We start from the raw sequence: 12,627 nt of genomic DNA, 5'->3' as shown, positions 1-12,627 counted from the left end.
GAGTGAAAGCGCCATCATCAACCCTGGAGTACACTCGAAGGTCAAGCGATTTCGGGAGAGAACATGCGCATCGGCGAACTGGCGGCGGCCACGGGATTGTCGCGCGATACCCTGCGTTTTTACGAAGAGCGCGGCCTGCTCGCGGCCAGGCGCCGCGCGAACGGCTACCGCGACTATCCGGCCGAGGCGGTGGAATGGCTGTGCTATTTGCGCAGCGCGCAGGCGCTGGGTTTTACGCTGGCCGATATCGAAGCGGGGATGCCGCTGCTGGCCGACCCGGCCAACGCGGGCGAGGAACTGCGCGCGGCCTTGCTGCGCAAACTGGGGGATATCGATGCGCGGATTGCCGGGCTGGCGGAGTTGCGGGCCGCGCTGGCTGCGAAGATCGACGACCTGGGGGCGGACTGTCCGCTGCGCCCTGCGGCGTAGCTGGAGTTTCGAAGTACGTAGGGTGGACCGGGCGGCGAACCGCTCCTGAGTCCACCCTACGATGATCAGCCGATATAGTTAAACAACGACAAACTCGACATCGTCTTGAACGACTTCTGCGCCGCTTCCAGCGTGGTCTGCTGGGTCGCGTACTGCGAGATCGCCTTCACGATATCGAGGTCCTGCAGTTTCGACAGCGTGGCGTCGTACTGGATGCCGAGGTCGGAACCGGAGTCGTCGAGGTAGTCGAGTTCCTTCATGCGCGAGCCGACCGAGGCGCGGACCGTCAGGATGTTGTCGAGCGAGGCTCTCAGGCCTTCGCTGGCCGTGTTGAGCTTGTTCGACAGGGTCGCGCGGGCGTTGGTGTCGTCGCCGGAGTCGCGCAGCGCATTGACCAGGTTTGTCATGGTCGTGAAGATCGATTCCTTCTCGCTCGGCTTGACTTCGAACTTGTCGCCGTTGGCCGGCGCGCCGGTGATCGAGAACGAGGTGCCGTCGAAGGTGATCTGCTTGCCGCTCACATAAGGCTCGTTGGCCAGCACGCTGCTCGCGGGCGTGGTGCTCTTGTCCGTGACGCTGTAGGTGGTCACGGCCGGGGTCCCCGCGACCTGGAATTCGAGCGTGTAGTTGTGGCCGGTGAGCTTGGTGGCGTCCGAGACCGAGCCGCTGACGGCGATCGCCCCACCCTGGTTGCCATCGACCATCACGGTCTGGTAGCTGCCGTTGCCGGTACGGTTGTTTTCGAAGATCGCGCTGCCCGAATCGCTGATCGCGATCGAGCGCGAGGAGCCGACCTGCAGCTTGCGCTGGCCCTGGTCGCCCTGGTAGGCCGCGCCGGCGTCGTTCTGGATGAAGGGCACCGTGCTGCCGCGGTAGCCCGAGAACAGATAGCCGCCCGAGCCGTCCGAGGTGTTGGCCACGCCCAGCATGTCCTGCATGCGCGCTTCGATTTCGGTGGCGATCATGTTGCGGTCGGCTTTCGAGAGCGTGCCGTTACCGGCCTGCACCACCAGGGTCTGCACGTCCATCAGCAGGTTGCCGCCGTCGTTGAGTGCGCCTTCCACCAGCGACAGCGCGCTGTTCGCGTTCGAGCGGTTGGTGGCGAACTGCTCGTTGAGCGATTTCGACTGGGTCACTTCCAGCGCGCGCGCCGAGGCGATCGGGTCGTCCGCCGCGGTCAGCATGCGCTTGTTGGTGGCCAGCTGGTTCTGGGTGCGCGCCATGTTCGACTGCAGCGTGTTGAGCTGGGTCGTCGCGTTTTCGTAGATGCTTCTGGTGCTGATGCGCATTTCTTATTCTCCGCTTAGCGTCCGATCGACAGCAGCGTGTCGAAGATGGTGTTGGCAATCTGCATGACCTTGCCGGCCGCCTGGTAGGCCTGCTGGTATTTCAGCAAATTGGTCGCTTCCTCGTCCAGGTTCACGCCCGAGACGTCCGAGGCCGCGCCCGTGACCTGTTTCAGCAGGGCTTCGCCGGCGCTGGCGTTGACCTGCACTTCGCGCGTCTTGTTGCCGACCGCGCTGACGGTCTGGGCAAAGGCCGACTGGTAGGTGGCGCTGCCGCCGTTGAAGATGTTCTTCGTCTGCAGGGCGCCGAGCGCCTGGATGTTGCGCGTGTCCGCGGTACCGGCGGTGTTGGCGCTGATCTGGAACTTGTCGCCGTTCTTCGGCACGCCCGACAGCGTCAGGTTCACGCCCGAGAAGCTGTAGCTGGCGCCCGAGGTGAACGGCGCGCTGCCCCCGGTGTGGGTGGTGGTGGTGCCGTTCAGGGTCATGGTCACCGTGGCGCCGGCCGGGAAGCCGGTCAGCTGGCCGCTGCCGCTGTCGTCGAAGGCGAGCGACACCGGCAGCGTCGGCGGCGCCGTGAAATAGCTGGCGCTGACGCTGCCGGCGCTGACCTGGCCCGTGCCCTTGTTCGAGAGCGGCGTGCTGGTCGCGATCGGGGCACCGGCGGCGATCTGGCCGACGTCGCTCAAGGCCAGCGCGAAGTTCGCCGCGCCGTTGGCGGTCGGACGCACCAGGTAGTTGTCGCCCGAGGCGGCGTTGCCGGAAATGGCGAAGTCGACGCCGTCGATGTTGGTCGTGGTGCCGGCCGGGTTGTACGGGTCGATTTTGGTGCGCGTGTTGTCGGACAGGCGGGTCACAAAAAAACTGCTGCCGTCGGACTCGACCTTGTAGTCGCTGTCGGTCAGCTTGGTCGGGTCGGTGACGACCGCGCCGACCTTGGCGGTGCTGGTTTTGGCATTGTCGGCGGCCGCGGTCACATAGGCGCCCGCCTCCACGAAGAAATTCTTGCCCTGCTGACCACTGCCGTCGATGCCGAGCTTGTGCTGGGCATTGAAAGTCATCGCCATGCCGAGCGCGAGACGGCCGATCGAATTTTGCACGCGGTCGAGGGTGCCGGTACGGAACTCGAGCAAGCCGCCCAGTTCGCCGCCCGAGACGGCGCTTTCCGGCAATTGCGTGACCTTGTCGCCGGTGACATAGCCGACCGTCACGCGCGTGAGGTCGGTCGGCGTCTTCATCGCCGCCAGCTGGAAGGCTTGCTGGCCAACGACCAGCGGCTGGCCGTTGCCGATCGAGACGTTCAGTGCATTGTTGCTGCCGGCGGTGACGGTCGCCTTGACGTGCTTGTTGAGCTCCAGAACGAGCTGGTCGCGCTGGTCGAGCAGGTCGTTCGGCTGGCGCTGCTCGATCGAACCATAGGAGCCGATCTTCGAGTTGATCTCGGCGATCTGCTTGGCGTAGGTGTTGATCAGGTTGACGTTGGTCTCGATCTGGCTGTTCAGGCCCGTGCCGATCTCTTCCAGGCGCGCGCTAACCTGCTGAAAGCTGCCGGCCAGCGTTTCCGACGAGGACAGCAGTGCCTGGCGCGACGGGATCGAGGCGCCGTTGCCGGTCATGTCCTGCACGCTGGAGAAGAAATTCTGGATCGCCGGCGACAGGCCGGTGGTGGTGTCGGCCAGCAGGTTGTCGATCTGGCTGATCTGGGCGTAGTAGGCGTCCAGCGAGGAAGTCGAAGCGGTTGCCGTACGCACCTGCTTGTTCAGGAATTCGTCGCTGTAGCGCTTGATCTCGGCGACCTTGGTCCCGGTGCCGACGAAACCGGCGCCCGTCTCCATCGTCGTCGACGTCGCCTGCACCACGCCCTGGCGGCTGTAGCCGTCCACGTTGGCGTTGGTGATGTTATGGCCGGTCGTCGTCAGCGCGGCTTGCGCTGCGAACAATCCGCTTTTACCGATACTGAGGAGGTTTCCGGCCATGTTCTTTTCTCTGGTTGACTATTCTTCTACGGCAGCAGACGCCAAAACTTGAGCGTTAATTACTGCCTGTTGTTATTACACTAACGCTTATGCCAATGAATTCTTGATAATCTTCGACAGCTTGGCGCCGTACTGCGGATCGGTCGCATACCCGGCGCGCTGCAGGCCGTGGGCGAAGGCCGAGGCGTCGCCGGCGTGGTCCAGCACCTTTTCGTAGCGCGGGTTGTTCGCCAGCATGCGCGCGTAATCCTTGAACGAATCGGCCGGGGTGTCGTAGGCGCGGAACTTCTCCACCTTCTGGCGCGGCTGGCCGTTCACGTATTCGGTGGTGACCGCGGTGGCGACCTTGCCTTTCCAGCCCGGACCGGCCTTGATGCCGAACAGGTTGTTGGCATTGCTGCCGTCGGCGTTGCGGATCATGCGCTTGCCCCAGCCGGTTTCGAGCGCCGCCTGGCCCAGCATGAACTTGGCTGGCACGCCGGTGACGGCTTCCGCTTCGGCCGCGTGGGCACCGAGTTTTTCCTGGAAGGCGCGCACGTGCGGCGCCTGGGTGCGGCCGCTGGCACTGATGCCGTTGGTCTCGCCGTTGGCCTTGAATGCGCCCTCGAGGCCTTTCAAGGTTCCGGCCCGGTTCGGCAGCATCGGGATGTCGAGCGCGCTGGCCGCGCCGTTGGTTCCGGCCGCGCCGTCGGCGCCGATGCCCAGCGCCTTGACATCGGTCTGGTTCGAGAGCTGGCGCACCAGCACGTCGGCCAGGCCCATGCCGCGCTTGGACATGTTCTGGCTCAGCTGCTGGTCGAGCATCGAGGTGAACATCTTGGTCTGCTGGTTGTCGTTCAAGCCCTCCGAGGGCGTGGCTTCGCGCATGCTCTTCATCATCTGGTTGATGAACAGCGCCTCGAACTGCTGGGCCGCGCCGCGGGTAGCCTCGCTGGTACCGGCTTTCGCCGAACGCTTCAGGTCGCCGAGACTCTGGGTGTCGAGCGCGAGGCTGTTGCTGGAATTGCTCCTGGAGGGAATCATTACTGCGTCCTTAGATGATTTCGAGTTCGGCGCGCAGCGAACCTGCAGCCTTCAATGCCTGCAGGATCGCCAACAGGTCTTGCGGGCTTGCGCCGATCGAGTTCATGGCTTTCACGACTTCCGCCAGCGAGGCGCCGCCCTTGACCAGCATGACCTTGCCCGGTTCCTTCTTGATTTCGACGGTCGGGGTCTGGGTCACCACGGTCTGGCCGCGCGAACCCGGCGCCGGCTGGCTCACCTGGGTGTCGGCGCCCACCGTCACCGACAGGTTACCGTGCGAAATGGCGCAGGTATCGAGCGTGACCGACTGGTTCATCACCACCGAACCGGTGCGCGCATTCAGGATCACCTTGGCGGCGGCCGCGGCCGGCTTGACGTCGATGTTTTCCATCAGGCCGATGAAGCTCACCCGCGCGTCCGACGAGGACGGGGTGCGCACGCGGATCACGCGCCCGTCGAGCGCGGTGGCGGTGCCGACGCCGAACTGGTCGTTCAGGGCCGCGACGACGCGGCTGGCGGTGGCGAAATCGGTGGTGTTCAGCTCCAGGCGGATCTGGTTGTTTTCGCCCAGGTTCGAGGCGACCGCTTTTTCGACGGTGGCGCCGGCGGAGATCTTGCCGACAGAAAGGTGATTGACTTGCACCTGGGCGCCGCCGCTCGATGCGCCAACGCCGCCGACGAGCACATTACCCTGGGCCATGGCATACACCTGGCCGTCGGCGCCGTGCAGCGGCGTCATGAGCAGCGTGCCGCCGCGCAGGCTTTTCGCATTGCCGATCGACGAGACCGTGATGTCGATGTTCTGGCCCGGCTGGGCAAAGGCCGGCAGCGAGGTCGTGACCATCACGGCGGCGACGTTCTTCAGCTGCAGCTGGCCGGTCGGCGGCAGGTTCACGCCTTTTTGCTGGAGCATGGCGATGATCGACTGCACCGTGAACGGGGTCTGGCTGGTCTGGTCGCCCGTGCCGTCCAGGCCGACCACGAGGCCGTAACCCGACAACTGGTTCTGGCGCACGCCGGCGATGCTGGCCATGTCTTTCAGGCGCTCGGCCTGGGCGACAGGAGCGGCGGCAACGAGAGCGGCGCACAGCGCCAGCAGCGGGACATTAAAACGCATGGTCATTCCTTAGAACGGCAGCAGGGACATGAAGAAACGCGACATCATCGAATTGACTTCGGCGCGGTCGACACGGCTGTTAGTACGGTATTCGACGCGGGCGTCGGCCACCAGGGTCGAGGAGACGACATTGCCGTTCTGGATCGTGTCGGGGCTGACGAGCCCTGAGAAGCGGATGAACTCGATGCCCTTGTTCATCGCGACCTGCTTCTCGCCGGCGACGATCAGGTTGCCGTTCGAGAGCACCTCGGTAACGGTCACGCCGATGGTGCCGGTGAAGGCATTGCTGGCCGTCTGGTTGTCGCCGTCGGCAAACTTGATCCCGCCTTCGGTGGCGATATTCGCGCCCAGCTTCGACTGCAGCGGGCCCGGCAGGCCAAAGCTGGCGCTGCCCGTCTTGTTGCCCGAGCTGGTGCCGGCCTTGTTGGCCGAGGTCTTCTCGACGATGTTGATCGTCAGCAGGTCGCCGATCTGGCGCGCGCGGCGGTCTTCGAACATCGGACGGTAGCGCGCGGCGTTGTAGATGGCGCCGTCGATCGGCGGCGCAGCTTCTGCCAGCGCCGGGCGCGCCGTGCGCGTTTCCTGCACGATGGTGCTCGGGGTAACAGCGCAGCCGGTCAGGGCCGCCAGCAGAATCGTGAAAATAAGCGTTTTCATAACTGGGACAGTTTCGCAAGCATCTGGTCGGAGGTCGTGATCGCCTTGCTGTTGATCTCGTAGGCGCGCTGGGTCTGGATCATGTTGACCATTTCCTCGACCACGTTCACGTTCGAGGTTTCCACGAAACCCTGCATCAGCACGCCGGCGCCGTTGGTGCCCGGGGTGTTCGCGTTCGGGTTGCCGGACGCGGTGGTTTCCATGTACAGGTTCTCGCCCTTCGATTCCAGGCCGGCCGGATTGACGAAGGTCATCAGCTGCAGGTTGCCGATCTGGGTGGTGGCGGTGGTGCCGGCGACCTTGATCGAGACGGTGCCGTCGCGGCCGACCGTGATCGATTCGGCATTCGCCGGCACGGTGATGGGAGGCTGGACCGGGTAGCCGCTGGAAGTGACCAGCGTGCCGTTGGCATCGGTCTGGAAGGAGCCGTCGCGGGTATAGGCCTGGGTGCCGTCGGGCAGGAGGACCGGGAAGAAACCCGAGCCGTTGACCATCACGTCCTTCGAGTTGCCCGTTTGCTGGGGATTACCCTGGGTGAAGATGCGTTCGGTCGAAACGGCGCGCACACCGGTACCGAGCTGCAGGCCGGAAGGCAGATTGGTTTGCTGCGACGATTGGGCACCGGGCTGGCGCACGGTCTGGTACAGCAAGTCCTCGAACACCGCACGCGAACGCTTGAAGCCGTTGGTGCTGACGTTGGCGAGGTTGTTGGTGATGACGTCGAGGTTGGTCTGCTGTGCCTCGAGGCCGGTCTTGGCGATATACAGCGAACGAATCATGGGTTTCTCCTATTGGCGGCGACCGAGAGCCGCCATGCACAATAGAATTATGCTGGAGAAACACTTAATTCAAAGCAAGGATCTGACTGGCTTTCGCGGCGTTATTCTCGGCGTTCTTCATCAGGCTCATTTGCGTTTCGAACGAACGCGCGAGACCGATCATTGTCACCATGGCATCGACGGCATTCACATTGCTGCCCTCCAGAGCGCCGCCCGCGACGCGCACGTTCGGATCGAGCTGGGCCGGGGCGCCGTCCTTCAAGCGGAACAGGCCGTCGTCGCCGCGCACCAAGTCCTTTTCGGACGGGTTCACCAGCTTGATGCGCCCCAGGATCACCGGGGCGGCCGGGCGTTCGGCGGTCGAGATCGTGGAAATGGTGCCGTCGGCGCCGACCATGACGGTCGCATCCGGCGGGATCGTGATCGGACCGCCCTCGCCTGCGATGGTCGCGCCCGAGTTCGTGGTCAGGACGCCGTTCGCGTTCATCTGCAGGGCGCCGTTGCGGGTATAGGCTTCGCTGCCGTCCGGGTTCTGCACGGCGATCCAGCCCGGGCCCTTGATGGCGACGTCGAGGTCGCGCCCGGTCATTTGGAGCGGGCCGGTCGTGAAATCGGCGCCGACGGTGTTGTTGACGACGAAGGTACGGGTCGGCAAACCCTCGCTTTGCACCGGCACGGCGCGGAAGGTATCGAGCTGGGCACGGAAACCTGTGGTGTTCAGGTTGGCCATGTTGTTCGAGGTCGTGGCCTGCTGCTCGAGGATGTGCTTGGCGCCGGAGGCGGCGGTGTAGATTAAGCGATCCATTTATTTTTTCCTCTTTCGTGCCGGTTTCAAACGATTAACGCATGCTGACGAGGGTCTGCAACACCGAATCCTGCGTCTTGATGGTCTGGGCGTTGGCCTGGTACACGCGCTGCGCCGTGATCATGTTGACCAGCTCCGCCGTCAAATCGACGTTCGAGGTCTCGACCGCCGACGACTGCATCACGCCGAAGCTGCCCGAATTCGGGGTGCCGATCAGCGGTGTGCCGGAATTGGCCGATTCGGCCCAGGCATTGTTGCCCAGTGGTTCCAGGCCGTTGGTGTTGGCAAAGTTCGCCAGCACGATCTGCCCCAGCGGCTTGCTCTGGCCATTGCTGTACTGGCCCAGGATGATGCCCTCTTTACCGATCGAGAAGCGCTGCAGGTGGCCGGCCGTGTAGCCGTCCTGGACCAATTTCTTGTCGCTGGTCGCGGTGCCGTATTGGGTGGTGCCGGTAAAGGCGATTTCCATCGTCTGGGTCGGCTCGGAACCGGTGGACGGGAAGATCGGCAGGGTAATGCCGAACTTGCCGCCGTTGGCCGTGGTTGCCGCGTTCAGGGCGCCGTTTTCGTCGAAGCGCAAGGTACCGACCGGCACTGCGGGCACCTTGACCGAGGCCAGGATCGCCTTGTCGACCAGGTCCGGCGTGTTGCCGGCCACGAGGGCCGCTTCATTGCCGGCGGTCGTGATGGCCGTCTGGGCGGCGGCGTTGGCACCGGCCGTGCCGGCGGCGGTGGCGACCACGCCGCCAGCCGCGGCGGCGTAGGCTGCCAGCGCCGTCGAGATCGTTGCCGCCACCGGTGGCACGGCTTTGGTCGCTGCATCCCATGCGGCGCGTGCGGAAGCGACGGTCGCGTTGCCCTGCGCGGACTGCGCCACCTTCAGGTTCGTCACTTCCGTGCCGTCGTTGGCCGCATACACGTCCCAGGTGCCGGAACCGTTCTTCACGTAGAAGGTCGACAGCACGTGCGGGTTGCCCAGTGTGTCGTACACGTCGACCGGCGACTGCTTGTTATAGCTTCTCGGATCGGTAGCGTCGAACGGGGACACGACGGGCGCGGCAACGCGCGAATCGAGGTTCATCTCGATGCCGACCTTGGTGGTCGAGACCGGCTTGATGTCGGTGGTGCTGATCTGCACCGGGGTCGGTGCGCCGGCCAGGATCTCGCCGCTCGGACCGGTCTGGTAGCCGGTCAGCTTGGCGCCCTGCGCATTGGTCATGTAGCCCTCCTTGTCGAGCGAGAACTGGCCATTACGCGAGTACTGCACCATGCCTGAGGACACCGTGCGGAAGAAGCCCTGGCCGTTGATCGCGATGTCGAGCGAATTGTTCGAGGATTCGACGTTGCCCTGGGTGAACTGCTGGGCGATATTCGACACCTTGGTGCCGATACCGGCCGTCGCGCCGCCGGCGCCGTTGAGCGAGCTGGCATACACGTCGGCGAACTGCGCCTGCGATCCCTTGAAGCCGACCGTGCTGGCGTTGGCGATGTTGTTACCGATGACGTCCAGCGATTTGGCTGCGCCGTTCAAGCCGCTCAGGCCTTGTTGGAAAGACATGTGATGCTCCTAAGATATTGGTTTTCGAGTGCCTGAGACAGCCCTCAGGGCAAGGCGCATCGTCGAAGACAGTACGTTAGTACGGCGAGACGGTGCAACGCAGCCATGAGGGTTGTATCAGGCACTCACGGCTGTTACAGGACTTGATGGATATCGGCGAGGGTAATTGCCCCCTTGCCGGCGAGGTTCAGCTTGACGCCGTCCTTCGAATTCGTGCTGACGCTGGCGACCGTGTCGAGCGTCAATGCTTTTACATCGGTCAGCGGCTGGCCGCCCTGGGTGGCCACCACGCGGAAGCTGTACTTGCCGTCGGCCAGCAGCGCGGCGTCGACGGCGTCGCTGCTGCCGTCCCAGGCCAGCGGCATGGCGCCGGCTTCAGCCGCGCCGAGGTCGATCGTGGCCACGTCCTTGCCGGTGCGCGGATCGGTGACGATCACCTGCACGTTGTCGGCGGCGGTGGCGAGGTCGACGCCGAACACCGATTTGCCGCCGACCAGGTTCAGGGAATTGCCTTCGACCAGCACGCCATGACCGATCAGGCTGGTGGCCGACATGGCCTCGGTCGACTGGTAGCTCGATTTCAGCGTTTCCAGCGTTTCGTTGAGCTTGTTCACGCCGGTCACGGTTTGCAGCTGGGCCAGCTGGCTGGTCACCTGGGCGTTGTCGAGCGGGTTCAGCGGATCCTGGTTCTTGAGCTGGGTGACCAGCAAGGTCATGAACTTGTCGGTATCGGCCTGGACGCTGTCAGCCGTGTCCGGCTTCTTGGCGTTCATGGTCGACATCAGGTCGGTGATCGAGGTGCCGGCGGCGGAATTGACGGTGGTCATTTATCTGGTGCGCTTAAGGTTACTGACCGAGGGTCAGGGTTTTCAGCAGCATGCTCTTGGCCGCGTTCATCGTTTCGACGTTGTTCTGGTAGGAACGCGAAGCCGACAGCATGTTGACCATCTCATCGACCGGGTTCACGTTCGGCATCGAGACATAGCCTTTTTCGTCGGCCATCGGATGTTTCGGGTCATAGACCTGCTTCATCGGCGACGGGTCGTTGACGACTTCCTTGACCTTGACGCCGGTGCCGCCGGTGGCCATCGGCACGGCTTCGAAGACGACCTGCTTGGCGCGGTAGGCTTCGCCGGTGCTCGAGGTGGCGCTGTCGACGTTGGCGAGGTTGCTGGCGACCGTGTTCAGGCGCTGGGCCTGGGCACTCATGGCCGAGCCGGAGACGTTGAAGATATTAAATAAGGACATGTTTATTGACCGTTCTGGATCGCCGCCATCAGGCCGCGGATCTGGTGGTTGATCATCGTGATGCCGGCTTCGTAGCGCAGCGCGTTGTCGGCGAACTGGTTGCGCTCGACATCCATGTCGACCGTATTGCCGTCGACCGCGCCCTGCACCACGCCGCGGTAGAGCACCGGGGTGCCCGGGGCGGCCCCATTCAGCAGCGCCTTGCCGTCCGCAGCCGGCTGGACATGGCCTTTATTGGTCGCTGCCAGCGGATTGGCGGCGGCCGGGTTGGCTTTTGCCACGGCGCCCTGCATGGCGCTGGCGAAGTCGATGTCGCGCGCCTTGAAGTTCGGCGTGTCGGCATTCGCGATGTTGGACGCGATCAGTTCCTGGCGCTGGGCTCGCAGGGAGAGCGCGGATTCGTTGAAGCGTAAGTAGTTGTCGAGTTTGCCGATCATGCCGCCTCCGGGCTGATTTCTTGTTGGGACAGCGTGAATCATACGTTTGAGCAACACTAGTCCATCGAAGGATTAGCCCCTCAATACCCCCCCTATTCAAAGTTTCGCTGTGGCATCAACACGCCTAAGATGGCAGCCATTACGAAAGGTCCTTACGCCATGTTCAGGAATTTCAAGCTGTTCTCGCTTCTATTACTTGCCACGCCGCTGGCGCTGGCCCAGGCCGGCCCACGCCAGGACGGCGCCGCGCTGAAGAAACTTGCCGAAGGCTATTTGCAGGCGCAAGGCGCCGGCTTGCCGGGCAAGGTCACCATTAAAGTCGGCGCGGTCGACCCGCGCCTGTCGCTGGCCGCCTGCCCGGCGCCGGAAGCATTCCAGCAACCCGGCGCACGCGCCTGGGGCAAGACCACGGTCGGGGTGCGCTGCACGGCGCCCGCCTGGACCATGTTCCTGCAGGCGCAAGTGAGCGTGATGGCCGATTACGTCGTGGCCGGCGCGCCGCTGGCCCAGGGCCAGGCGATCGACGCCAGCCAGCTGGCCACCATGCAGGGCGACCTTGCGGCGATGCCGAACGGGATCATCACCGACATGGCGCAGGCGATCGGCCGTACGCCGACGGTTTCGCTGCCGGCCGGCACGCCGCTGCGCCAGGATTCCCTAAAAAGCAAACCGGTGGTGCAGCAAAACCAGGCAGTACGAATCATTTCGCGCGGCGAAAATTTCTCGGTCTCGGGCGAAGGCAAGGCAATCGGCAACGCGGTCGAGGGCCAGGTGGTGCAGGTACGCACGCCGCGCGGGGCGATCGTCAGCGGTACGGCGCGCAGCGGCGGGATTGTCGAAGTCGCAATGTAAGCAGTATTGCCGGCGAGGGCGAGGCCTGCCGGGCTTGTATTTTTGAAAAAACTTCTTTGTTTGGGGTTCTGCGCTAAAGTTTGTAGGCAAACAGCCGTTACACACTGCAGATCCCGGAGTTCCTGCTCCGAACAGAGAAGGATGATGCTGTGAAAATTAACGATACCCTCAAAGGGGCGCAAGCCCAACAGCTGACCAATACCACGGCAGCCAACGCCAAGCAGGCCGAAAAGGCCGCAGCCACGGCGACGCCGGCGCAGACCGATAGCGTGCGTCTGTCGTCGCAGGCCCAGGCAGCGGGCGGCACGGCGAGCACCTCGCAAGTGTTCGATGCCAAGAAAGTTGAACGTATCAAACTGGCAATCGCCGATGGGCAATTCCAGGTAAATTCCGAAAGGATCGCGGACGGCTTGTTAGACACCGTGCGCGACCTGCTCCACTCACGCAACCGATAAAGCCC

General features: G+C 63.8%; 14 protein-coding genes. 3 read left to right on the top strand and 11 right to left on the bottom strand.

What is annotated here, in order from left to right:
* Nucleotides 1–63 precede the first annotated feature (63 nt).
* Nucleotides 64–429, top strand: a complete 366-nt coding sequence (locus tag NMB41_RS05855) for a MerR family transcriptional regulator (protein ID WP_494381537.1) — start codon at nucleotides 64–66, stop codon at nucleotides 427–429.
* A 65-nt stretch (nucleotides 430–494) separates the two neighbouring features.
* On the opposite strand, the gene flgL is transcribed toward NMB41_RS05855, so the two are convergent.
* From flgL to flgB, 11 genes are all read right to left on the bottom strand, one after another.
* Nucleotides 495–1,718: a flagellar hook-associated protein FlgL gene (flgL, locus tag NMB41_RS05850; RefSeq protein WP_494381536.1), complete on the bottom strand. Its 1,224-nt coding sequence runs from the start codon at nucleotides 1,716–1,718 to the stop codon at nucleotides 495–497.
* Between the two features lie 14 nt (nucleotides 1,719–1,732).
* A complete protein-coding gene (gene flgK, locus NMB41_RS05845; RefSeq protein ID WP_494381535.1) occupies nucleotides 1,733–3,691 on the bottom strand; it encodes a flagellar hook-associated protein FlgK in 1,959 nt (652 codons plus the stop codon).
* An 87-nt stretch (nucleotides 3,692–3,778) separates the two neighbouring features.
* Entirely contained in the window at nucleotides 3,779–4,714 is a 936-nt protein-coding gene (flgJ, locus tag NMB41_RS05840) for a flagellar assembly peptidoglycan hydrolase FlgJ (RefSeq protein ID WP_494381534.1), read from the bottom strand.
* Nucleotides 4,715–4,724: 10 nt separating this feature from the next.
* A complete protein-coding gene (locus NMB41_RS05835) occupies nucleotides 4,725–5,831 on the bottom strand; it encodes a flagellar basal body P-ring protein FlgI (RefSeq protein ID WP_494381533.1) in 1,107 nt (368 codons plus the stop codon).
* A 9-nt stretch (nucleotides 5,832–5,840) separates the two neighbouring features.
* Nucleotides 5,841–6,488, bottom strand: a complete 648-nt coding sequence (locus NMB41_RS05830) for a flagellar basal body L-ring protein FlgH (RefSeq protein ID WP_494381532.1) — start codon at nucleotides 6,486–6,488, stop codon at nucleotides 5,841–5,843.
* On the bottom strand, nucleotides 6,485–7,267 hold the full coding sequence (flgG, locus tag NMB41_RS05825; protein ID WP_494381531.1) for a flagellar basal-body rod protein FlgG: 783 nt from the start codon (nucleotides 7,265–7,267) through the stop codon (nucleotides 6,485–6,487). Before flgG ends, NMB41_RS05830 begins: the two co-directional genes overlap by 4 nt.
* 64 nt (nucleotides 7,268–7,331) lie before the next feature.
* A complete protein-coding gene (flgF, locus tag NMB41_RS05820) occupies nucleotides 7,332–8,072 on the bottom strand; it encodes a flagellar basal-body rod protein FlgF (RefSeq protein WP_494381530.1) in 741 nt (246 codons plus the stop codon).
* Nucleotides 8,073–8,106: 34 nt separating this feature from the next.
* Nucleotides 8,107–9,630 carry a flagellar hook protein FlgE gene (locus tag NMB41_RS05815; protein ID WP_494381529.1) on the bottom strand — a complete coding sequence of 508 codons (1,524 nt, stop codon included), beginning with the start codon at nucleotides 9,628–9,630 and terminating at the stop codon, nucleotides 8,107–8,109.
* Between the two features lie 134 nt (nucleotides 9,631–9,764).
* Nucleotides 9,765–10,457, bottom strand: a complete 693-nt coding sequence (locus tag NMB41_RS05810; RefSeq protein WP_494381528.1) for a flagellar hook assembly protein FlgD — start codon at nucleotides 10,455–10,457, stop codon at nucleotides 9,765–9,767.
* A 19-nt stretch (nucleotides 10,458–10,476) separates the two neighbouring features.
* Nucleotides 10,477–10,878, bottom strand: coding sequence for a flagellar basal body rod protein FlgC (gene flgC, locus NMB41_RS05805; protein ID WP_494381527.1), 402 nt, complete (start codon nucleotides 10,876–10,878; stop codon nucleotides 10,477–10,479).
* Nucleotides 10,879–10,880: 2 nt separating this feature from the next.
* On the bottom strand, nucleotides 10,881–11,315 hold the full coding sequence (gene flgB, locus NMB41_RS05800; protein WP_494381526.1) for a flagellar basal body rod protein FlgB: 435 nt from the start codon (nucleotides 11,313–11,315) through the stop codon (nucleotides 10,881–10,883).
* Nucleotides 11,316–11,444: 129 nt separating this feature from the next.
* Here flgB and flgA point away from each other — a divergent pair, with 129 nt between their 5' ends.
* The gene (flgA, locus tag NMB41_RS05795; protein ID WP_494381525.1) at nucleotides 11,445–12,167 is read left to right on the top strand and encodes a flagellar basal body P-ring formation chaperone FlgA; all 723 of its coding nucleotides are present in this window, start codon (nucleotides 11,445–11,447) and stop codon (nucleotides 12,165–12,167) included.
* A 149-nt stretch (nucleotides 12,168–12,316) separates the two neighbouring features.
* Nucleotides 12,317–12,622 carry a flagellar biosynthesis anti-sigma factor FlgM gene (flgM, locus tag NMB41_RS05790; protein ID WP_494381524.1) on the top strand — a complete coding sequence of 102 codons (306 nt, stop codon included), beginning with the start codon at nucleotides 12,317–12,319 and terminating at the stop codon, nucleotides 12,620–12,622.
* The last annotated feature ends 5 nt before the right edge of the window (nucleotides 12,623–12,627 follow it).

Source organism: Massilia sp. FBCC-B171 (assembly GCF_059134155.1).
This window is presented reverse-complemented; position numbering and strand designations above follow the sequence as displayed.

Bases quoted from the DNA above. Each gene is read 5' to 3' on its own strand.
- NMB41_RS05830 (WP_494381532.1), bottom strand. From the start codon at position 6,488: ATGAAAACGCTTATTTTCACGATTCTGCTGGCGGCCCTGACCGGCTGC.
- flgB (WP_494381526.1), bottom strand. From the start codon at position 11,315: ATGATCGGCAAACTCGACAACTACTTACGCTTCAACGAATCCGCGCTC.
- NMB41_RS05810 (WP_494381528.1), bottom strand. From the start codon at position 10,457: ATGACCACCGTCAATTCCGCCGCCGGCACCTCGATCACCGACCTGATG.
- flgC (WP_494381527.1), bottom strand. From the start codon at position 10,878: ATGTCCTTATTTAATATCTTCAACGTCTCCGGCTCGGCCATGAGTGCC.
- flgG (WP_494381531.1), bottom strand. From the start codon at position 7,267: ATGATTCGTTCGCTGTATATCGCCAAGACCGGCCTCGAGGCACAGCAG.
- flgJ (WP_494381534.1), bottom strand. From the start codon at position 4,714: ATGATTCCCTCCAGGAGCAATTCCAGCAACAGCCTCGCGCTCGACACC.
- flgF (WP_494381530.1), bottom strand. From the start codon at position 8,072: ATGGATCGCTTAATCTACACCGCCGCCTCCGGCGCCAAGCACATCCTC.
- flgK (WP_494381535.1), bottom strand. From the start codon at position 3,691: ATGGCCGGAAACCTCCTCAGTATCGGTAAAAGCGGATTGTTCGCAGCG.
- flgL (WP_494381536.1), bottom strand. From the start codon at position 1,718: ATGCGCATCAGCACCAGAAGCATCTACGAAAACGCGACGACCCAGCTC.
- NMB41_RS05855 (WP_494381537.1), top strand. From the start codon at position 64: ATGCGCATCGGCGAACTGGCGGCGGCCACGGGATTGTCGCGCGATACC.
- flgA (WP_494381525.1), top strand. From the start codon at position 11,445: ATGGCAGCCATTACGAAAGGTCCTTACGCCATGTTCAGGAATTTCAAG.
- NMB41_RS05835 (WP_494381533.1), bottom strand. From the start codon at position 5,831: ATGCGTTTTAATGTCCCGCTGCTGGCGCTGTGCGCCGCTCTCGTTGCC.
- NMB41_RS05815 (WP_494381529.1), bottom strand. From the start codon at position 9,630: ATGTCTTTCCAACAAGGCCTGAGCGGCTTGAACGGCGCAGCCAAATCG.